At 65.6% G+C, this 18819-nt stretch carries 20 protein-coding genes; 6 read left to right on the top strand and 14 right to left on the bottom strand.

Going from position 1 to position 18819, the window contains the following annotated elements:
* Window positions 1-109: 109 nt before the first annotated feature.
* From XBLMG947_RS14985 to ccmA, 9 genes are all read right to left on the bottom strand, one after another.
* Window positions 110-1123 (bottom strand): tetratricopeptide repeat protein, encoded by a 1014-nt coding sequence (locus XBLMG947_RS14985; RefSeq protein WP_065469442.1) that lies wholly within the window; start codon window positions 1121-1123, stop codon window positions 110-112.
* Window positions 1123-1557: a cytochrome c-type biogenesis protein gene (locus XBLMG947_RS14980; RefSeq protein WP_065469441.1), complete on the bottom strand. Its 435-nt coding sequence runs from the start codon at window positions 1555-1557 to the stop codon at window positions 1123-1125. Before XBLMG947_RS14980 ends, XBLMG947_RS14985 begins: the two co-directional genes overlap by 1 nt.
* Complete coding sequence (locus XBLMG947_RS14975; protein WP_065469440.1) at window positions 1554-2156, bottom strand: DsbE family thiol:disulfide interchange protein; 603 nt, start codon at window positions 2154-2156, stop codon at window positions 1554-1556. The genes XBLMG947_RS14980 and XBLMG947_RS14975 overlap by 4 nt, the downstream gene beginning before the upstream one ends.
* Window positions 2149-4086: a heme lyase CcmF/NrfE family subunit gene (locus tag XBLMG947_RS14970; RefSeq protein WP_065469469.1), complete on the bottom strand. Its 1938-nt coding sequence runs from the start codon at window positions 4084-4086 to the stop codon at window positions 2149-2151. Before XBLMG947_RS14970 ends, XBLMG947_RS14975 begins: the two co-directional genes overlap by 8 nt.
* A gap of 171 nt (window positions 4087-4257) precedes the next feature.
* Window positions 4258-4728, bottom strand: a complete 471-nt coding sequence (gene ccmE / locus XBLMG947_RS14965) for a cytochrome c maturation protein CcmE (protein WP_065469439.1) — start codon at window positions 4726-4728, stop codon at window positions 4258-4260.
* Window positions 4725-4895, bottom strand: a complete 171-nt coding sequence (locus XBLMG947_RS14960; RefSeq protein ID WP_008573809.1) for a heme exporter protein CcmD — start codon at window positions 4893-4895, stop codon at window positions 4725-4727. The genes ccmE and XBLMG947_RS14960 overlap by 4 nt, the downstream gene beginning before the upstream one ends.
* Entirely contained in the window at window positions 4892-5644 is a 753-nt protein-coding gene (gene ccmC / locus XBLMG947_RS14955; protein WP_065469438.1) for a heme ABC transporter permease CcmC, read from the bottom strand. The genes XBLMG947_RS14960 and ccmC overlap by 4 nt, the downstream gene beginning before the upstream one ends.
* 94 nt (window positions 5645-5738) lie before the next feature.
* Window positions 5739-6434, bottom strand: a complete 696-nt coding sequence (gene ccmB, locus XBLMG947_RS14950) for a heme exporter protein CcmB (RefSeq protein WP_065469437.1) — start codon at window positions 6432-6434, stop codon at window positions 5739-5741.
* A complete protein-coding gene (gene ccmA / locus XBLMG947_RS14945; RefSeq protein ID WP_065469436.1) occupies window positions 6431-7075 on the bottom strand; it encodes a heme ABC exporter ATP-binding protein CcmA in 645 nt (214 codons plus the stop codon). Before ccmA ends, ccmB begins: the two co-directional genes overlap by 4 nt.
* Before the next feature lie 226 nt (window positions 7076-7301).
* Between ccmA and XBLMG947_RS14940 the strand changes: the two genes are divergently transcribed.
* Together XBLMG947_RS14940 and XBLMG947_RS14935 are read left to right on the top strand one after the other, a co-directional pair.
* The gene (locus XBLMG947_RS14940; protein ID WP_065469435.1) at window positions 7302-8450 is read left to right on the top strand and encodes a pyridoxal phosphate-dependent aminotransferase; all 1149 of its coding nucleotides are present in this window, start codon (window positions 7302-7304) and stop codon (window positions 8448-8450) included.
* A 133-nt stretch (window positions 8451-8583) separates the two neighbouring features.
* Window positions 8584-9384 (top strand): amidohydrolase, encoded by an 801-nt coding sequence (locus XBLMG947_RS14935; protein WP_065469434.1) that lies wholly within the window; start codon window positions 8584-8586, stop codon window positions 9382-9384.
* 182 nt (window positions 9385-9566) lie between these two features.
* Here XBLMG947_RS14935 and XBLMG947_RS14930 read toward each other — a convergent pair whose 3' ends face one another.
* Window positions 9567-10337 carry a glutaminyl-peptide cyclotransferase gene (locus XBLMG947_RS14930; RefSeq protein WP_280643406.1) on the bottom strand — a complete coding sequence of 257 codons (771 nt, stop codon included), beginning with the start codon at window positions 10335-10337 and terminating at the stop codon, window positions 9567-9569.
* A 163-nt stretch (window positions 10338-10500) separates the two neighbouring features.
* On the opposite strand from XBLMG947_RS14930, the gene XBLMG947_RS14925 reads away from it, so the two are divergent.
* Complete coding sequence (locus XBLMG947_RS14925) at window positions 10501-10938, top strand: hypothetical protein (RefSeq protein WP_065469432.1); 438 nt, start codon at window positions 10501-10503, stop codon at window positions 10936-10938.
* Window positions 10939-11146: 208 nt separating this feature from the next.
* Here XBLMG947_RS14925 and XBLMG947_RS14920 read toward each other — a convergent pair whose 3' ends face one another.
* Genes XBLMG947_RS14920 through XBLMG947_RS14910 form a run of 3 tightly spaced genes read right to left on the bottom strand, consistent with a single transcriptional unit; the run spans window position 11147 to window position 14880 of the window.
* Window positions 11147-12781 carry a pseudouridine synthase gene (locus tag XBLMG947_RS14920; RefSeq protein WP_065469431.1) on the bottom strand — a complete coding sequence of 545 codons (1635 nt, stop codon included), beginning with the start codon at window positions 12779-12781 and terminating at the stop codon, window positions 11147-11149.
* The gene (gene scpB / locus XBLMG947_RS14915; protein ID WP_083993140.1) at window positions 12774-13997 is read right to left on the bottom strand and encodes an SMC-Scp complex subunit ScpB; all 1224 of its coding nucleotides are present in this window, start codon (window positions 13995-13997) and stop codon (window positions 12774-12776) included. Before scpB ends, XBLMG947_RS14920 begins: the two co-directional genes overlap by 8 nt.
* Complete coding sequence (locus XBLMG947_RS14910) at window positions 13975-14880, bottom strand: segregation and condensation protein A (RefSeq protein WP_065469429.1); 906 nt, start codon at window positions 14878-14880, stop codon at window positions 13975-13977. The genes scpB and XBLMG947_RS14910 overlap by 23 nt, the downstream gene beginning before the upstream one ends.
* 351 nt (window positions 14881-15231) lie before the next feature.
* Here XBLMG947_RS14910 and XBLMG947_RS14905 point away from each other — a divergent pair, with 351 nt between their 5' ends.
* Both XBLMG947_RS14905 and XBLMG947_RS14900 read left to right on the top strand, forming a co-directional pair.
* Window positions 15232-15531, top strand: coding sequence for a YciI family protein (locus tag XBLMG947_RS14905; RefSeq protein ID WP_029217272.1), 300 nt, complete (start codon window positions 15232-15234; stop codon window positions 15529-15531).
* Window positions 15528-15797: a BolA family protein gene (locus XBLMG947_RS14900; protein WP_065469428.1), complete on the top strand. Its 270-nt coding sequence runs from the start codon at window positions 15528-15530 to the stop codon at window positions 15795-15797. The genes XBLMG947_RS14905 and XBLMG947_RS14900 overlap by 4 nt, the downstream gene beginning before the upstream one ends.
* 401 nt (window positions 15798-16198) lie before the next feature.
* Here XBLMG947_RS14900 and XBLMG947_RS23965 read toward each other — a convergent pair whose 3' ends face one another.
* Complete coding sequence (locus XBLMG947_RS23965; RefSeq protein WP_258077771.1) at window positions 16199-17128, bottom strand: YopT-type cysteine protease domain-containing protein; 930 nt, start codon at window positions 17126-17128, stop codon at window positions 16199-16201.
* Window positions 17129-17775: 647 nt separating this feature from the next.
* Between XBLMG947_RS23965 and XBLMG947_RS14890 the strand changes: the two genes are divergently transcribed.
* Window positions 17776-18798 carry a LacI family DNA-binding transcriptional regulator gene (locus tag XBLMG947_RS14890; RefSeq protein WP_065469426.1) on the top strand — a complete coding sequence of 341 codons (1023 nt, stop codon included), beginning with the start codon at window positions 17776-17778 and terminating at the stop codon, window positions 18796-18798.
* Window positions 18799-18819: the final 21 nt, after the last annotated feature.

Genomic DNA, 18819 nt, shown 5'->3' with positions numbered 1-18819 from the left:
ATCCGCCGCATTCTCCGCGCCGTGCAGATCGTGTTGCATTGCACGTGACTTACTGCTAGCTGCTCTTTGTCTGTTGACCACACGCGTAGCAACAAAACGTAACGGGCAATCAGCGGCCGATCACCAGCTCCACCTGCGCGGCGGTAGGCAGTTCGACCATCACCCGAGCGCTCTCGACGTCATCGGCCTGGCGCATTGCGTTGCCGTTGCGTGACAGCCGTGCCAGCACCTGCACCTTGTCCAGCGACGACAGCCTGCGCGTCGGCATCGGGCTGTCGCCGTCGTCCAGCGTGATGGTCAACGGCAGCTCGCTGAGCGCGTGTTTTTCCACTGCGACCGGCATTGGCGTGTCGGCGGCGCGCGCGATCACGAAGACGCTGGTATCGCCAGGCATCCCGGCGCGTTTGGCGAATTCGGCGTCCAGCGTCACGCGCACCTGGATGCGTTTGCCAGTGGCCGCAGCGGCGGCAGGTGCGGCCGATGCCGGGAGTGGCGGCAGCTTGGCTTCCTCTCGCGCGGCATTGATCTGTTCGAGCAGGCCGGGGCGCGTCGTGGCATCGACCACGCGCAGCAGCGGCTCCCAGGTTGCGCTGGCCTTGGCCGCCTCACCGGCTTGGCGCTGCACCACGCCCAGGAACCAGCGCGCGCGTTGATGGTCCGGTTGCACCGCAAGCGCGTGTTCGAGCAGGCGCCCGGCTTCCGCATCGGGGCGGCCGCTGTCGTCGGCAAGCATGCGCGATTGCGCAGCGGCGACCAGCACGTCCGGCTCGTCGGGACGTAGCGCCACGGCACGTGCGAAGGCGTCGCGCGCTTCGGCGAATTTCTGCTGGCTGGACAGGGAGCGCCCCAGCAACACCCAGCCTTCGGCCTGTTCGGGATTGCTCGCCAGCGCCGCGCGCAGTTGCACGATGGCTTCATCCAGCGAGCGTGGCGCGGCCGGGCGATTGGTCGGCTGCTCGATCACGCCTGGCGTGCCGACCAGCCAGTACAACGCCGCACTCGCGGCCAGCAGCAATCCCGCCACACTCGCGGCCAAACCGCGCGCCTCGCGCCACAACGGACGCAGCACCGCGCCGAAGGCCAGCAGCGCAATCACGATCACCGCGATGACGAAGCCGGCCATCACCACTCCTGCTCGTCGGCGGGCAGGGCAGGCGCAGCCACGCTGCGTTTGCGTACCACCAGTACCACCGCACCGGCGCCCAGCAGCAACACCAGCAGCGGGCCGAACCACAACAGCCAGGTGCGCGATTCCACGCGCGGGCGATAGAGCACGAACTCGCCATAGCGTGCGACCAGAAACTGGCGGATTTGCGCATCGCTGCGGCCTTCGTGCATCAGGACCAGCACCTCGCGGCGCAGATCCTGCGCAATCTGCGCGTTGGAGTCGGCCAGCGACTGGTTCTGGCACTGCACGCAACGCAGTTCGGCGGTGAGCGCGTGGAAGCGCGCTTCTTCTTCGGCCGATGCATAGCGCAGCGGCGCCGGGTCGCCGACCGATTGGGCCAGTGCCGGCCAGGGCAACAACAGCAGCAGGAGCAGCCAGGCGCGCGTCATTGTTTGGCGTGCAGGTCCGGTGCGGCAGTGGGCGAACGTTCGATCTTGCTCAGCGCCGGAATCAGCTGGGTGTCGATGATGGATTGGGTGAGCATGCCGCTGTACTTCCAGCGCACCACACCACGTCCGTCGATCAAAAAGGTTTCCGGCGCGGCGGCGATGCCGAAATCGATGGCGGTGCGGCCATCTTTATCGGCGACCACCAGCAGATACGGATTGCCGAGTTGTTCGAGCCAGCGCAGCGCATCATTGCGCTCGTCTTTCCAGTTGTAGCCGATCACGCGCACGCGCTTGGTCAGCGCGAAGCGGCTCAGTACCGGGTGTTCTTCGCGGCAGGCCGGGCACCAACTGCCCCACACGTTGATGATGTACGGCGCGCCGCGCAGTTCGCGCGCATGCACCACGATGCTGGGGTCGTGCAGCAGCGGCAGCGCGAACTCCGGCGCGGGTTTGCCGATCAGTGCGGAGGGCAGGGCATCGCGATCGTCCTGACCGGAGCGCACCACCGCATACACCAGCAGCGCTGCCAGGGCGAGTAGCAGCACGATGGCGCCCACGAGGACGGCAGTGGGCAGGCGGGGCGAACGTGACTCAACCATCTTGGATCTCCGGAGAACGACGAAAACGCCGGTCGGCCGCGGTGACCAGGCCGCCGAGCGCCATCAGCAGCGCTCCCAGCCAGATCCAACGGACGAACGGTTTGAGGTGCACGCGCACCGCCCAGGCCTGATTGCCCAGCGGTTCGCCGAGGGCGACATACAGGTCGCCGAACGGGCCGGGGCGGATCGCCGCCTCGGTCAGCGTCTGGCCGCCACTGGCGTAGCGGCGCTTTTCCGCGTGCAGCACACCGACCGGCGCATCGTCCTTGAACACCTGCAGATTGGCACGGTCGGACACGTAATTGGGCCCGCGCAGCTCTTCCAGCCCATCGAAGTGCAGCGCGTAGCGGCCGATCTGCACCTGCTGTCCGGGCGCCAACGCCACTTCGCGCTGCAGGCTCAATCCCTCCACCAACAAGGCACCTGACAGGAACACCGCAACGCCCAGATGCGCCAGCACCATGCCCAGCATTTCGGGGGTGAATTTGCGTCCCTTGGCCGCGCGCCGCGTCCACAGGAACCGCACGGTGCCCAGCAACACCCAGGCGGCGCCGGCCACACCGAAGGCGGCTTTCAACTGCCCCTGCGGCGCCGCGAACCAAGCCAGCACGCCGGCCGCAAACGCCAGACCTGCCCACGGTGCCAGCATCGCCAACGGCCGTGAGGCCTGTTCGCGCTGCCAGCGGGTGAGCGGGCCGAACGGCAGCAGCGCCACCAGCGGCGCCATCAACACCAGGAACAAGGTGCCGAAATAGGGCGGGCCGACCGACAACTTCCCCAGCCCCAACGCATCGGCCAGCAGCGGATACAAGGTGCCCAGCAACACCATTGCGCAGGCGCAGGTGAGCAGCAGGTTGTTCAACAGCAACAAGGTTTCGCGCGAGCTACCGGCAAATGCGCGGCGCGGATCGTCCGCCAGCGACAGCCGCGGCGCGCGTAGCGCATACAGCAGCAGCGAACCACCGACCACGAGCAGCAAGAACACCAGGATGAACAGCCCGCGCGACGGGTCGGCGGCGAACGAATGCACGCTGGTCAACACGCCCGAGCGCACCAGGAAGGTGCCCAGCAGGGATAGCGCGAAGGCGGCAATCGCCAGCAACAAGGTCCAGCTGGCGAAGCTGCCGCGCTTTTCGGTCACCGCCTGCGAATGCAGCAATGCCGTGCCCACCAGCCACGGCATGAAACTGGCGTTTTCCACCGGGTCCCAGAACCACCAGCCACCCCAGCCCAGCTCGTAATACGCCCACCAGCTACCGAGCGCGATGCCGACGGTGAGCATCGACCAGGCGACGTTGGTCCACGGCCGGGTCCAGCGCAGCCAGCGCGCATCGATGCGGCCTTCCAGTAGCGCAGCGATGGCGAACGCGAACGGCACCGCAAAGCCGACGTAGCCGCAATACAGCATCGGCGGATGCACGATCAGCCCGGGGTCCTGCAGCAGCGGGTTGAGGTCGCCACCTTCCAGCGGCACCGGAAACAGCCGCGCAAACGGGTTGGAGGTGAACAGTAAGAACGCCAGAAAACCGATGCTCACCAGCGCCATGACGCCGAGCACGCGCGCGATGACATGCGCGGGCAGCTGCCGCGACCAGATCGCCACCGCGCCGGTCCACAACGCCAGCACCAGCGTCCACAGCAGCAGCGAGCCTTCGTGCGCGCCCCACACCGCCGAATAACGATACATCACCGGCAGCAGGCTGTTGGAATTTTCGGCGACGTAGCGCACCGAAAAATCCTGCACCAGGAAGGCGTGCGTCAACACCGCAAAGGCCGATGCGATCAACGCCAGCTGCACCAAGGCCGCCGGTCGCGCCACGGCCATCCAGCTGCCGCGCCCGCGCTGTGCACCGGCCAGTGGCACCACGGCCTGCACCAGCGCAACCAGCAGGGCCAGCACCAGCAGGAATGTCCCCAGTTCAGGAAGCATCGGGTCGGCGCGTTGACGAGCATGCAGTGGCGCCAGCATGGCGGGGGTATTGCACAGGCCCGATCCCTGCAGCGTTTGCAGGGGCCTGCCCAGGCACAGCGACGTCGTCAGCCGCATACACAACGCGCAAGCCAACGCCCTGCAGCAATGCCGATGTCCTGATGCACGTCATCAATGCAACTCTCCCGCCTGGTCCGCTGCGGCCGGCACATCGTGCTTGCGATGCGCGCTGCCCATCTTGTCGGCGACTTCCATCGGCATATAGGTTTCGTCGTGCTTGGCCAGCACATCTTCGGCGACGAACACGCCGTGCTGCATGCGGCCGGTGGCGACCACCGCCTGACCTTCGCGGAACAGGTCCGGCAGGATGCGGTCGTAACGCACCGGCAATTGCGCATCGCCGTCGGTGACGCGGAATTGCGCTTCCAGCGAACCGGACGCGCGTTTGAACGAGCCTTTTTCGACCATGCCGCCAAGCCGAAAACGCGAATGCTCGCCGGCATCGCCACGCAGCACTTCGGAGGGCGTGTACAGGTAGGCCACATTGCGCTGCAAGGCCATCGCCACCAGCGTGGTTGCCAGCCCGCCGGCCAGCACCAACACCAGCACCAGCCACAAGCGGCGGCGACGTTGCGGGTTCACCGGATCAGCTCCGCATCGCTGGGCACCGCACGCTTGCGCTCACGCAGGCGGCGCGCCTGGGCAGTTTTCAACGCGCGACGCACCTGCCAGCGGCCGGCGATCAGGTCCCAGAGCAGCACCAGCACGAACACCGCATAGGCGGCAATGACATAGGGCAGGTAGCTCATGCTGCACCCTCCGGCGCATCGCGCACGATCCAGGCCTTGCCGGCCTCGCGGCGAAGATTGTCGGCACGCGCGCGGGTCAGCAGCGAACCGGCAAACCAGAACTTGGTGCCGATCACCATCAACCACAGCGGCAGCAGCATGCTCGCATCGATCGTGGAGGGGCCGAGCAGGCGGATGCTCTGGCCTTGATGCAGCGAATTCCACCACACCACCGAATACCGGATCACCGGCAGCAGCGCCACCCCGACGATCGCCAACAACGCCGCCGCACGGGCAGCCTGACGACGATCGTCGATGGCGTGATACAAGCCGATCACGCCCAGATACAGGAACAACAGAATCAATTCGGTGGTCAGGCGCGGGTCCCAATCCCACCAGGCGCCCCACATCGGCTTGCCCCAGATGCTGCCGGTCAGCAGCGTGATCACGGTGAATGCCGCGCCGATCGGCGCACACGCCATTGCCAGGATCTCGCAGACCTTGATGCGCCAGATCAGCGCGATGGCTGCATACAGCGCCATCAGCCCGAACACGAACAGGCTCATCCACGCGCTGGGCACGTGGATATACAGAATGCGAAAGCTGTCGCCTTGTTGGTAATCCGCCGGTACCGCAAACAAGGCCTGCCAGATGCCCACACCCAGCAGCAACGCGGCCAGCGCGTAGCACCACGGCGCCCAGCGCGCAGTAAAACGGTCGAAGATCGGGGGCGAGGCGAGTTGGTGGAACCAGCGGACGACGACGTTCATGCGATGGCAGTAGCCTTTGGAAGGGCATGGGCTCTCGAAACAGCAACAACGCGTTGTGCAGGGTGTGCTATCGACAATGCATCGACTGCAACGCTCAACTCAACGAAATGCGGATCGCGGCCGCCGCAGCCAGCGGTGCCAGGACCACGCCGATCACCAATCCGGCGCCCAACAACAACAACGCACCCACCGCATCCTGTCCTTGTCCGCTGGCCGCGACGCTGCCGGCACCGAACACCAGCACTGGCACGTACAGCGGCAACGCCAGCAACGCCACGAGAATACCAGAGCGTTTCATCGTTACCGTCAGCGCTGCAACCACGGCGCCGAGCAGACTCAGGAGCGGTGTGCCCAGTGCCAACGATGCCAGCAGCACCGGCAATTGGTCATGCGGCAGGTGCAGCAACTCGCCCAGCAGCGGTGTGACTGCAATCAGTGGCAATGCACTGGTCGCCCAATGCAGTAGTACGCGCACCGCGATCAGCCAGGCCAGTGGGACTGGCGCCAGCAGCCATTGTTCCATCGAACCGTCTTCGACATCGCTGCGGAACAAGGTGTCCAGCGACAGCAGCCCGGCCAGCAACACCGACAACCACAGCACTGCCGGTGCGGCCTGTGCCAGCAGGTCCGGGCGTTCGCCCAAACCCAGCGCGAACAACACCACGATCAACAACGCGAACAGGGCGGGCTGCAAGGCATCGCTGCGACGGCGCCACAGCAGTTGCAGGTCGCGCCCCAGCAACGCGCGGGCCGCTTGCCAAAGCGAGGCTTGCGGCGAATGGGCGCTCATGCCGCGGACTCCAGGGTGAGCATGCGGGTGCGCACCGGTGGCGCGGCATAGGCGCCGTGGGTGGTCACCAGGGCCGCGCCACCGCCGCGCAAATGCGCGGAGATCATCCGATTGACCAGGGTGATGCCGTCCAGGTCCAGATTGGCGTAGGGCTCATCCAGCAACCACAGCGGCGCTGGCGACAGCCATAGCCGGGCCAGCCCCAGCCGCTTGCGTTGGCCAGCCGACAACTGCCGCACCAGCGCATCTTCGTAACCGGCCAGGCCGACGATCGCCAGCGCGCTGCCGGGCATCTGCTTGGCGCGGCGGCCATGCAGCCCGCACAGAAAATGCAGGTTCTCCAGCGTGCTGAGGTCGGCTTTCAGACCGGGCAGGTGGCCGAGATAGGCCATGAAGCGGCTGCGGTCGCCACGCCTGGCGGTCTTGCCATCGATCTGGATCTGCCCGCGCTCCACATGCAACAGGCCGGCCAGTACGCGCAGCAGCGTGGTCTTGCCGGCGCCATTGTCGCCTTGCACCAGCAACGCCTCGCCGGCATCGACGTGGAAATCCAGCGGGCCGAATACCGGCTCCTCGTTGCGGCTGAAGGCCAGGGCGTGCGCCGCCAGCAGCGGCGGTGCGGTGTGCAGCGGTTCGATCATCGGTGCAGCAGGCTCCCGTCGCAGGACGGCATGGGGAAGGGCCGGGCCAGGGCGCAAGCCGGACCGGGCGCGCATTGTAGCGACGATGGTGGCACGCCGGGGACGTGTGCGGCAGCGTTGCGGGCGTCGCGATGGGTCGGGGAACGCCGTTTTGCAGCGTCCGGGCGCAACCGCCTGGCGGCTTTGCGTACACTCGCGGTCCCCGTTTCTTGTCCGGACAGGCACCATGCCCCTCACGACCAAGCTGCCCAAGGTGGGCACCACCATCTTCACCGTCATGTCGCAGCTGGCGGCCGAGCACGGCGCGGTCAATCTGGGCCAGGGCTTTCCCGATTTCGCGGTACCGCAGCGGCTGGTCGATGAACTGACCAAGGCCATGGCGGCCGGCCACAACCAGTACCCGCCAATGACCGGCGTGGCGGCGTTGCGCCAGGCCATCGCGGGCAAGGCGCAGCGTTGCTACAGCGCGCAGGTCGATGCCGACACCGAAATCACCGTCACCAGCGGTGCCACCGAGGCCATCTTCAACGCCATCCACGCGGTCGTGCGGGCCGGCGAAGAGGTCATCGTGCTGGACCCGGCTTACGACTGCTACGAGCCGGCGATCGATCTGGCCGGTGCGCGTGCCGTGCACGTGGCGCTGGACCCGCAGACCTTCGCGGTCGACTGGGCTGCGCTGCGCGCCGCAATCACGCCCAAGACGCGCCTGTTGATGATCAATTCGCCGCACAACCCCTCCGGCGCGATGCTCTCGGCCGCCGACATGCAGACGCTGACCGAGCTGCTGCGCGGCACCGAGATCTTTTTGCTCTCCGACGAGGTCTACGAACACATCGTCTTCGACGGCCACCGGCATGAATCGGTGCTGCGCTGGCCGGAGCTGCGCGAACGCGCGTTCGTGATTTCCAGCTTCGGCAAGACCTATCACTGCACCGGCTGGAAGATCGGCTACGCCATCGCACCGCCGGCGCTCACCGCCGAATTCCGCAAGATGCACCAGTACAACACCTTCACCAGCTTCGGCCCGGCTCAGCACGCCTTTGCCGCGATGATCCGTGACGAGCCCGAGCACGACGAGCAACTGGGCGCGTTCTACCAAGCCAAGCGCGACCGCTTCCGCGAACAGCTGCTGACCACGCGCCTGACATCGCTACCGGTGCCCGGCGGTTATTTTCAGCTGGTGGACTATTCGGCGATCAGCGATCTTCCCGACACAGAATTCGTGAAGTGGCTGACGATCGAGAAGGGCGTGGCCGCGATCCCGTTGTCGCCGTTCTACGAACATGCGCCAGCTGGTCAGCGCCTGGCGCGGCTGTGCTTCGCCAAGAACGATGCGACATTGGATGCGGCGATCGAGCGCTTGCAGAAGCTCTGACCAGCCGGGATTCGGGAGTCGGGATTGGCACCGGCGGCGAGCCGCTTGTCGCTTTGAATGCACACGAAACCCATAGCACCAGGCCACCCGAAACCCGCTGTTTCGAATCCCAAATCCCAAATCCCCGCCTACTATGAACGACCTGCGCATCTCCCTGATCCAAGGCGACACCCGCTGGCATGACCCGGCCGGTAACCGCGACTACTACGGCGCGCTGCTGGAGCCATTGGCCGGGCAGACCGATCTGGTGATCCTGCCGGAGACCTTCACCAGCGGGTTTTCCAACGATGCCATCGACAAGGCCGAAGGCATGGACGGGCCGACCGTGGAGTGGGTGCGTGCACAAGCCGCACGTCTGGGCGCGGCGGTCACCGGCAGCGTGCAGGTGCGCACTGATGCCGGGGTGTTCAACCGCCTGCTGTGGGCCACGCCGGACGGGACACTGCAGTCTTACGACAAGCGCCACCTGTTCCGCTTCGGCAATGAGCACCTGCGCTATGCGGCGGGGCGCGAGCGGCTGACGGTGGAATGGAAGGGCTGGCGGATCAATCCGCAGGTTTGCTACGACCTGCGCTTTCCGGTGTTCTGCCGCAACCGCTTCGATGTCGAGCGGCCCGGCCAGCTGGATTTCGATCTGCAATTGTTCGTGGCCAACTGGCCGTCCGCCCGCGCCTATGCGTGGAAGACGCTGCTGCGCGCCCGCGCGATCGAAAACCTGTGTTTTGTGGCGGCGGTCAACCGCATTGGCGTGGACGGCAATCAACTGCATTACGCCGGCGACAGCGCGGTGATCGATTTCCTCGGCCAACCGCAGGTGGAAATCCGCGAACGCGAGCAGGTGGTCACCACCACGATCAGCGCAAGCGCACTGGCCGAACACCGCGCGCGTTTCCCCGCGATGCTGGATGCCGATCAGTTCGAGATCAGGGATTAGCGATTCGGGATTGGTGCAAGCCACTGCCGCTCGGCTATTAGTGCGCCCGCTATTGCCAATCCCCAATCCCGGCTGCTGGTTGAGATCACGGATGCGTGATTCGACATTGGTGCAAACCCCTGCAACTCAGATGCCAACGCGCCCGCTGTTACCAATCCTCAATGCCGAATCCCCAATCCCGGCTACTCGGCCAGCTTGATCTCGTAAATCTTCGGCCAGCGCTTGCCGGTGACGAACAAGCGATCGTGCTCGGCGTCGTAGGCGATGCCGTTGAGGACATCGTTGCTGGGATCGGTCAGCGTGTCGGCATCGGGAACCAGCGCCTTCAAGTCGATCCAGGCGATCACCTTTCCGCTGGCCGGGTCGATCCGTGCGATGCGTGTGGTCAGCCAGACGTTCGCCAGCAACGCGCCCTTGACCCATTCCAGTTCGTTGAGGCTGTCCAGCGGCTTGCCGCGGGCGGTGACGGTGATGCTGCCGATCTGCTTCAGGCTCTGCGGATCCAGTCGGCGGATGCTGGCGGTGCCGTTGCTCATGTAGAGCTGGTGGTCGTCGCTGGTCAGTGCCCAGCCCTCGCCGGAGTAGGTGAACTGCGTGCGCGGCGCCAGCGTGGCCAGGTCGTAGACGAAGCCGCGCTGGTTGCGCCAGGTCAGCTGGATCAGGCGGTCCTTCCAGGCCACGATGCCTTCGCCATAGAACGGCGGCGGCATGTTGGTCTGCTGCAGGACCTTGCCGGTGTCCAGATCGACCTTGCGCACACTGGACTGGCCCAGCTCGCCGGTGCTCTCGTACAGGTGCCCGTTGAGATAGAACAGGCCTTCGGTAAAGGCCGCGGTGTCGTGCGGATACGTCCTGACGACGGTGTAGCCCTGGCTGGGAATCGTCTCGCCGCAGTGGGCGAGGGAGGGAAGCAGCAGGGCGCTGACGAGCAGGCTGTAGACGGTGCGTGGCATGCCGCGATCATCCCACGTCGCGGCTCCAGGTGGCAGCGCTGCTGCCATGTCGAAGCCAGGTAAGACTTCGCTGAACAGACGCATGCGCCGCGCTGACGCCTTGTCGCGGCTGCCACATCGGCGCTGCTAGTCTCCCGCCACGTCCACCACTGGCACTGCTCACATGATCAAGTCACTTTCGTTGTTCGCGCTGCTGGGCGCCGCCACGCTGGCTCCGCAAGCGCAGGCCGCCGGCAACATCGATTGCAAGCTCTCGTTCAACCTGTCCGGCTGGTCGGTATTCTACAAGACCGCCAGCGGCACCGGCACCATCAAGTGCGACAACGGTGCGGTCATCCCGGTCAAGATCTCCAGCAAAGGCGGCGGCCTGACGGTCGGCAAGTCCAAGATCGTCGGCGGTCGCGGTACCTTCTCAGGCGCCTATAGCCTCAACGATCTGTTCGGCACCTACGCCGCGGCCGAAGCGCATGCCGGCGTGGTGAAGTCCAGCACCGCCCAGGTGGTCACCAAGGGCGATATCTCGCTCGCCCTGGCAGGCACGGGCGAAGGCGTGGATCTGGGCGTTGCGTTCGGCAACTTCGTGATCGAACGGCGTAAGTAAGCGTGTGATCGGGCAGCAGCGCTCAGTTATCGAGCGCTGCTGCCGGCAATCAGCTGGTCACGGCGGAAGTGTCCAGGGTCCGCGCGTAACGGCTTGTCGCACGTTGCCAGCACCGGCACTTTTCAGAGTTCGAAGCTCTGCTGCTCGCACGGAGTCACAACAAAAAACGGCCCTTCGCAGGGCCGTTTTTTAATGCGCGTGTCGCAACTCAGCGACCGCGGTTGCCGCCACCTGGGGGGCGACGATTGCCGCCGCCTGGCGGACGACCGCCCGGGCCGCGCGGTGCGCCACCTAGCCCACCCGGACCACGTGCGCCGCCACCGGGGCCCCCGGGGCCACGGTTGGCAGACGCCGGGCCGCGATTACCGCCCGGACCCGGACGCCCACCACTCGGACGTGCGGCGCCGTAGGGGCTGAACCCCGGGTTGGCGTGGTCGGACGGGAAGCTCGGTGCGTTACCCGGATGACCGTAGGGGTGCTTGCGCTGTCCCTGGCCTTGGCCCTGCGCTTGGCCCTGACCACCTGCGCCGCCGCGTCCCTGGCCTTGTCCCTGGCCGCCAGCACCCGGACGCGCGCCGCCCGGGCCCTTCTTCGCATACGGACGCGCCTGGCCGGTACCTGGACCGCTCGGGCCGGCATTGCGGTGGCCGCTGGGGCCGGTGCTCACGCCATCGGGCACATACCAGCTACGGAACGCGGCCGGGTTGCCGTCCGGCAACGAACGGTCGCCCTTGGCCGGACCACGCTGCTTGAACGGGCGCTGCTGCGACTGCTTCGCCGCCGCTTCGCCGCTGACGGTCAGGCCGCCCTTGAAACCGCCGGGCTTGCCGCGACCGCCGCGGCCGCGATCTTCGCGCAGGTTGTCGAAACGACGCAGCTCGCGGCCTTCATCGGCGCCGGAGGTCTGCCCATTGACGTAGGCATTGCTGCGGTTGCCATCGCGCGAGACGTGCACGGTGGACTTGGCGGCGCGGCGCTGGCCGATCACCGGCTGCAGCGTCAGTGCCGACGGCGCGCCTTCTTCCAGCTTGAGTTCGGCGCGCAGGGCGTCGACCTTGTCCTGCGCCACTTCCACCGACTGCCCGCGCAGCAGTTCGCGCGGCAGCGAGATCTTGCCGTAGCGGCTGCGCTTGAGGCGGCTGACCTGGCAGCCCTGCGATTCCCACAGGCGGCGCACTTCGCGGTTGCGGCCTTCCTTGACCACCACGCGGAACCAGTCGTGCGAATCGGTGCCGCCGATACGTTCGATCTCATCGAACTTGGCGCCGCCGTCTTCCAGCAGCACACCGCGCGACAGGCGCTCGATGATGACGTCGGAGACCTTTTCTTCGCCCTCCGGGGCGCGCACGCGCACCACGTATTCGCGTTCGACCTCGTAGGAGGGGTGCATCATCGCGTTGGCCAGCTCGCCGTCGGTGGTGAGCAGCAACAGGCCGGTGGTGTTGATGTCCAGCCGGCCGATCGCGATCCAGCGCGAGCCCTTCAATGCCGGCAGCGACTCGAATACGGTCGGGCGACCTTCGGGATCTTCGCGCGTGGTCACTTCGCCTTCGGGCTTGTTGTAGATCAGCACGCGCGAAGGTTCGGTCAGCGCGCTGGCCACGAAGCTACGGCCATCCAGCTCGATCTTGTCGCCGCTGCGCACCGACATGCCGGTCTGCGCGACGGCGCCATTGACCTTGATCAGGCCATCGGCAATGCGCTGTTCCAGCGCGCGGCGCGAACCCAGGCCGGCCTGGGCCAGCACCTTGTGCAGGCGCTCTTCCAGCTTCGGCGCTTCGGGCGCGCTGTCGCGCTTGAGGGAAAGCTTGTTCAACGACAGCTTGCGGGGGGTGTCACTCATATGTCTGGCTCCGGCCGACGCGTTGCGGGTCGGCCTCTGGGTCGGAATCGGCTTCGTCAACAGCCACGGTCGTCGTCGCGACGGCGTTGTCTTCGTCTTCGTTCACTGCATCCGCGCGCGTGCCCGGCGCGGTGTCGGGGTCGCCCTCGCGGGCGCTGTCTGGGTCCTGCATCTGTTGCGTGTGCTGCGCCGAGGAAGCCTCGGGGTGGTGCGGTGCGTCGTCGCTTAGCGTATGGGCGGTGTCTTCTGCCGCGCCGGCGTCGGGTGCTGCGGTATCGGTGTCTGCATCGTGGTGCGATGCGTGGTCGTCGTCGCTGCTGCTGTCGATGCCGACATCGCCATCGACATCTGGATCGGGAGCGAGGTCTTCATCTGTTTCGATCGAAACATGCGCATCGGCGGCAACGTCTGCGTCGTCTTCGTTGTTGTCCGGCGCATCAATACGTCCGTCAGCGCCGGTCCCAACATCTGCGTCGCACGCAGCGTCAGTCGTATCCGATGCATCGGCAGCGACACCGGCATCGGTGCTGCCGTCAGCCGCTTCGGAGGCGTCCGCACCGTCCTGGCCCTGCGCCGCATCCAGCGCCGCCGAGGCCGGCACTGCGCCATCGAGCTGACCATCGCGGTCCAGCGGCAGCTGCGGTTCCAGCTCGGCGATGTCCTTCAACTCAGACAATGGCGGCAGCTCGTCCAATCGCTTGAGCCCGAAATAATCCAGGAAGCCCTTGGTGGTGCCGAACAGGGCCGGCTTGCCGGGCACGTCGCGGTGACCCACCACGCGGATCCACTCGCGTTCTTCCAGGGCCTGGATGATGTTGCTGCTGACCGCCACCCCGCGCACCTGTTCGATCTCGCCACGGGTGATCGGCTGGCGGTAGGCGATCAGCGCCAGGGTCTCCAGCGTGGCGCGGGTGTACTTGGTGCGGCGTTCGGTCCACAGCCGGGCGACCCAGCCATGCACATCGGTCTTGACCTGGAAGCGGAAGCCGGAGGCCACCTCGACCAGCTCCACGCCGCGCTCGGCGCAGGCCTCGCGCAGCAGTTCCAGTGCGCGCTCCACGCTGCCGGGCGGTGCCGGCTCTTCTTCCGGAAACAGCCCCTGCAGCTGCGCCAGCGTCAGCGGCTGGCTGCTGGCCAACAGGGCGGCTTCGATGATGCGGGTGATCAGCGCTTGATCCATTCGGTGATCGGCTTCAGATAGGTTCGTTGGCAGCATCGCTGTCATCGAATTCGCTGGAGAATTGCAGCGGCGCATTGGTGTTGCCCAACGCCAGCGACTTCACGTAGATCGGCGCCAGCGGCGCTTCCTGCACGATATCCAGCAACTGCTCCTTGGCCAATTCGAGCAGCGCCAGGAAGGTGACCAACACGCCGAGCTTGCCTTCTTCGGCCGTGAACAGCGATTCGAAACGGTAGAACTTGCCGTCGTCCAGGCGGCTGAGCACATCGCCCATGCGCTGGCGCACGCTCAGCGCTTCGCGCTTGATCGCATGGCCGGTGAACAGCTCGGCGCGCTTGAGCACGTCGTACAGCGCCATCAGCATTTCTTTCAATTCCACCGGCGGCGGTAGCTTGACCGCGGCGCGCTCGGGCAGATGCGCCTGCACCGGCGCGCTGTCGCGGCCCATGCGGGGCAGGGTGTCCAGGTCTTCGGCGGCCTGCTTGAAGCGCTCGTATTCCTGCAGACGGCGTACCAGTTCGGCGCGCGGGTCGTCCTCTTCGCCTTCCTGGCTCGCCGGGCGCGGCAACAGCATGCGCGATTTGATCTCGGCCAGAATCGCGGCCATCACCAGATATTCGGCCGCCAGTTCGAAGCGCAGCTCCTGCATCACATTGATGTAGTCCACGTACTGCCGGGTGATCTCGGCGACGGGGATATCCAGGATGTCCAGGTTCTGACGGCGGATCAGATACAGCAATAAGTCCAGCGGACCTTCGAACGCATCCAGAATCACTTCCAGCGCATCTGGGGGGATATACAGATCCTGCGGGATCTGCAGTACCGGTTGCCCATGCACCACCGCCAGCGGCATTTCCTGCTGCTGTGGCGTCGCGCTTGTGGCTGGCGGAGTCGCGACGTGCGCGAGTTCGGAATTCATCAGGTCGACATCGGGTCTTACGGTCGCCGGCCGCGGTCTGAGCCGCGCCTGCAGGGCTTTGCCTTGAGTTATTGCGATCAATGTCGTGCCTGCGCCGGCACGATCCCACAAATTCACATGAAACGTGCGCCGCGTGGCATGCGGCGACGGAACAGCGAGGAGGTCGTCTACGCGGGCCGGGGGTGGGCAGCGAATCGGTCGTCGAGAAGAGCGTTGAGCCTGGGCCGACGGGCCGCTGCGTCCGGTTGCGTGTGCAGTGGTGCCAAGGGTAATGCGTACGCGGGGGCGGTGTCCAGCGCCGGGCCGGCTAGAATCCCTGCGGTGATCTTCAAGTCCTGGGTGAGGTGGCGTGTGTGGTACGTAATCGAAGGGTATGACGGCGCCGACGCATTGGCCGCGCGGCAGCAGGCGCGACCGGCGCATCTTGCGCGCCTGCAGGCGCTGGCGGCGGCCGGTCGGCTGCTGGTGGCGGGGCCATGCCCGGCCATCGATGCCGAAGATCCGGGTCCGGCCGGTTTCAGTGGCAGCGTGGTGATTGCCGAATTCGACGCACTCGAAGACGCGCGGGCCTGGGCCGATGCCGATCCGTACGTGGACGCGGGCGTGTATGTGCGCACCGAGGTCCGGCCGTTCCGGCGGGTGCTGCCATGAACCGGGTCGAGCGGATCCGCATGGCGCTGCAGGCGGCGCTGGCGCCCACCGAACTGGAGGTGGTGGACGACAGCCATCGGCATGCCGGCCACGCCGGCGCGCGCGACGGGCGTGGGCATTTCAATGTGCGGGTGGTCAGTGCCATGTTTGCCGGCAAGCCGCTGCTGGCGCGCCATCGGGCGGTCTACGCGGCGGTGGGCGAGATGATGCAGACCGACATCCACGCCTTGTCGATCGAGGCGATTGCGCCGGGTGAGGCGAGCTAGCTGTGATCTCTCGGCAGGTTGTTCATCTGGCCGAAGCCTGGCAGGCAGGCCGGCGGGCTTCTATGCCGGCGGCTGCGATGACCTGCGGGCGCGAACCAAGGCCCCGAAACCCAAGGTCACCCTCATGTGGTTCCGGGGTCGCCTCCACGTCAATCAGGGGAGCCCCACGGCCGTGTCACAGCCGCCGTTTCGAATGACGCAAGATCGAGCCGGGTGTTCATTCGAGGTCAGATCGCCCAACCTACCTGGCAACGTGCTGTCCCCGTCCGAGTACAAGCTCGCCAAGGCTGCGTGCCTGAATGCCGTACTGCAGTTGGCCGAGAGCAAGCTGGACCCAATCGACGACCGCTCGACAGAGCGCACATGGATCGCGTCACCCACGCTCTGTCGTGCAGCACGGCTCACTGCACACGCTGAATAGTCATGCTCTCCAATTGCAGATGGCCATTCAGTCCACTGTCGTATCTGGCCATCAGAGCCTCGAACATCGAACGTAACCCCGCTGAAGTGGTGGAGAACTCTCCATAGTTCGGATCGAAGAGGCTGACAGTTCCGTGGGAACTGGAGGCAGTGATGGCGTGCCTGACATGCTTTCCGCGGTTGGCTTCAAAGCACAAGCTGATCAAATGGGCGCGACCATTGCACGCAATTTCTCGTAATGCCGTCGATAGCTCTTCCCTCCTGTATATCGGGGCGTCACCTATAGGCTGCAGACCTTGATCTCGCAAAAGGGTTCTGCGCGCCGAGATTCGAGCTGCTTCCCGCTGTTCCCGCCCCCCGTCCACCGGCGCTACGGTATCTTCGTATTGTTGCTGGAGGACCAACGCATCGCCCGGGTCCAGTTGATCCATTCGGACATTCGCATGCGACTGGTCACGCAATTGCAGCCATTGGATTGCAAAACCCATACAGGATTGACTGGCGTTCGCATTATTCAACCGTGCAACTCTGTAGTTGAATACTGCGTCGATATCCGCGTCAGAGGAATCATCATCCCCGTCGGAGGACTCATCTGAACTACTCAGCGGCTTCGACGATGCACAGCCGCGGTCTACGGATTGTCTATTAAATGGTCCTGGCCGATGAAGACCAACCTCCAGCCTGACCCTCGCTCTGCCACGTTCAAGATGCGTGAAGGGTGGAGACGCCGACTGCGGTTCAGCAGACTTCCTCGCGCGAGCAGACCTGGGCGACAGTGATGCCAGCGCACCGTCTGACGCATGGGCGTTTGAGGACTGCGTTTCGCCTGTTGTCCTGGTATTGCGATCTGTTCCTTCCAGTGCGTGGTTCTGGACTGGGCTGGGGAAGGCGCTGGATAATTTTCCTAACATTCACTTACTCTCTTATGAGTATTTAGTACGACCATCATGATGTTTTCATCATTCGCGCTGGACGCCCAAATCCCTGCGCAATGGTCGCCGCGATGTTGAAGGCGGCGTCTGCTCTGTGGCGTGGGCTGCTAATGTCCAGGCGATCCTGCCGCGCTCGGTTTCGAAGCGCATAGATCCACGTTGATCTCCTGCAGTGACTCTGGAAGCAAGTTTGGCAGCGAGCTCTCCGAATCGTGTTGGCTCACCGAAGTCCTGGCTGGGACGACGAAGGGTTGACGCGGAGGACGACCGAGCCTTCCCCGGCAAACGACTGATCATTGGCTTGCCGGTGTTGCACCGGCGGAGGCTCCGTTTTTTCAGTGTTCGCCGCTGCCGCACGGTGGATGGAGCTGTGAAGGAGGCGGCGTGTTCGGTGCCAGGGACCAAGCACTGCCGGTGGTTTGGCGCGTCGCGTCGCGCGATTGTTGTCTGTGGAACTTTGGGCACAGTTTTGCTGCGTCGCAGCACACCGTTTCACGTATTCATCACCTGTAGATGGTTGATCTGTAAGCGTTTTCACAGATGTGAAGACAGGGGTTTACGCCTGCTTATGAAAACGCTTACAGTCCGCGCCAGTTTTGGGAAGTCGGTCGCGGAGGGCGTCACGAATGGCCAAGGGTGCGGTCACCATCAAAGATGTCGCTCGAGAAGCACAGGTCTCCGTGGCCACCGTGTCGCGCGCGCTCAACGGGCACGACAACGTTGCCGGACCGGTGCGTCAGCAGGTGCTGGAAGTGGCCAAGCGGCTGCGGTACAGCCCGCATGCAGCCGCGCGCAGCCTGAGCAGCCGGCGCTCGCAGACCCTCGGTGTGGTGCTGCCGGATCTGTATGGCGAATTCTTCTCCGAATTGATTCGCGGCATCGATGGCGCGGTGCGGGCGGCTGGGCAGCACTTGCTGGTGTCCAGTTATCACGGCGACCCCGAAGCCCAGGGCAGGGCGCTGCGCTCGATGCGCGGGCGCGTCGATGGCTTGCTGGTGCTGTCGCCCTATGCCGAGCAGCCGGGGTTCCTCACCGACAATCTGCCGCAGTCGCTGCCGACGTTGCTGATCAATGCGCATCTGCCCGGTGCCGGTTATCCGGTGCTGAGCATCGACGACCACGCCGGTGCCATGGCAATGAGCGAGCATCTGCTGCGTGCCGGGCACCGCCGCATCGCCTTCGTCGGCGGCCCCGCGCTCAATTTCGATGCGCGCGAACGCCTGCGCGGCTTCCGTGATGCGCTCGCTGCGTTTGGCGCGCAGGCGCAGGGTGTCGAGTACCCGGGCGACTTCGACGAAGCCTCCGGCCACCGCGCCGGGCTGGCGATGCTGGCGGCCGGCGCGCTGCCGGATGCGGTGTTCGCCGCCAACGACATGACCGCGCTGGGTTGCCTGTACGCATTCGCCCAAGCGGATGTGTCGGTGCCCGGCGACGTGGCGCTGGCCGGGTTCGACGACATTCCGCTGGCCCGGTTTGTCCATCCGGCGCTGACCACCATGCGCGTGAGCATCGCGCGGCTGGGCGAGCAGGCGATGACCCGGCTGATGCATCTGGCCGAAACGCCTGACCGCGACGACGGCATCCGTCAATTGCTCTCGCCCGAGCTGGTGATCCGCGCCTCCTGTGGTGCCGGCGGACCTGGCCCCTGACTTCTGCGGCCCTGCGTTTTC

It is taken from the genome of Xanthomonas bromi (assembly GCF_900092025.1).
GTDB classification, from domain to species: domain Bacteria; phylum Pseudomonadota; class Gammaproteobacteria; order Xanthomonadales; family Xanthomonadaceae; genus Xanthomonas; species Xanthomonas bromi.
This window is presented reverse-complemented; position numbering and strand designations above follow the sequence as displayed.

Bases quoted from the DNA above. Each gene is read 5' to 3' on its own strand.
- XBLMG947_RS14985 (WP_065469442.1), bottom strand. From the start codon at position 1,123: ATGGCCGGCTTCGTCATCGCGGTGATCGTGATTGCGCTGCTGGCCTTC.
- XBLMG947_RS14980 (WP_065469441.1), bottom strand. From the start codon at position 1,557: ATGACGCGCGCCTGGCTGCTCCTGCTGCTGTTGTTGCCCTGGCCGGCA.
- XBLMG947_RS14975 (WP_065469440.1), bottom strand. From the start codon at position 2,156: ATGGTTGAGTCACGTTCGCCCCGCCTGCCCACTGCCGTCCTCGTGGGC.
- XBLMG947_RS14970 (WP_065469469.1), bottom strand. From the start codon at position 4,086: ATGCTTCCTGAACTGGGGACATTCCTGCTGGTGCTGGCCCTGCTGGTT.
- XBLMG947_RS14960 (WP_008573809.1), bottom strand. From the start codon at position 4,895: ATGAGCTACCTGCCCTATGTCATTGCCGCCTATGCGGTGTTCGTGCTG.
- ccmC (WP_065469438.1), bottom strand. From the start codon at position 5,644: ATGAACGTCGTCGTCCGCTGGTTCCACCAACTCGCCTCGCCCCCGATC.
- ccmB (WP_065469437.1), bottom strand. From the start codon at position 6,434: ATGAGCGCCCATTCGCCGCAAGCCTCGCTTTGGCAAGCGGCCCGCGCG.
- ccmA (WP_065469436.1), bottom strand. From the start codon at position 7,075: ATGATCGAACCGCTGCACACCGCACCGCCGCTGCTGGCGGCGCACGCC.
- XBLMG947_RS14940 (WP_065469435.1), top strand. From the start codon at position 7,302: ATGCCCCTCACGACCAAGCTGCCCAAGGTGGGCACCACCATCTTCACC.
- XBLMG947_RS14935 (WP_065469434.1), top strand. From the start codon at position 8,584: ATGAACGACCTGCGCATCTCCCTGATCCAAGGCGACACCCGCTGGCAT.
- XBLMG947_RS14930 (WP_280643406.1), bottom strand. From the start codon at position 10,337: ATGCCACGCACCGTCTACAGCCTGCTCGTCAGCGCCCTGCTGCTTCCC.
- XBLMG947_RS14925 (WP_065469432.1), top strand. From the start codon at position 10,501: ATGATCAAGTCACTTTCGTTGTTCGCGCTGCTGGGCGCCGCCACGCTG.
- XBLMG947_RS14920 (WP_065469431.1), bottom strand. From the start codon at position 12,781: ATGAGTGACACCCCCCGCAAGCTGTCGTTGAACAAGCTTTCCCTCAAG.
- scpB (WP_083993140.1), bottom strand. From the start codon at position 13,997: ATGCTGCCAACGAACCTATCTGAAGCCGATCACCGAATGGATCAAGCG.
- XBLMG947_RS14910 (WP_065469429.1), bottom strand. From the start codon at position 14,880: ATGAATTCCGAACTCGCGCACGTCGCGACTCCGCCAGCCACAAGCGCG.
- XBLMG947_RS14900 (WP_065469428.1), top strand. From the start codon at position 15,528: ATGAACCGGGTCGAGCGGATCCGCATGGCGCTGCAGGCGGCGCTGGCG.
- XBLMG947_RS23965 (WP_258077771.1), bottom strand. From the start codon at position 17,128: ATGTTAGGAAAATTATCCAGCGCCTTCCCCAGCCCAGTCCAGAACCAC.
- XBLMG947_RS14890 (WP_065469426.1), top strand. From the start codon at position 17,776: ATGGCCAAGGGTGCGGTCACCATCAAAGATGTCGCTCGAGAAGCACAG.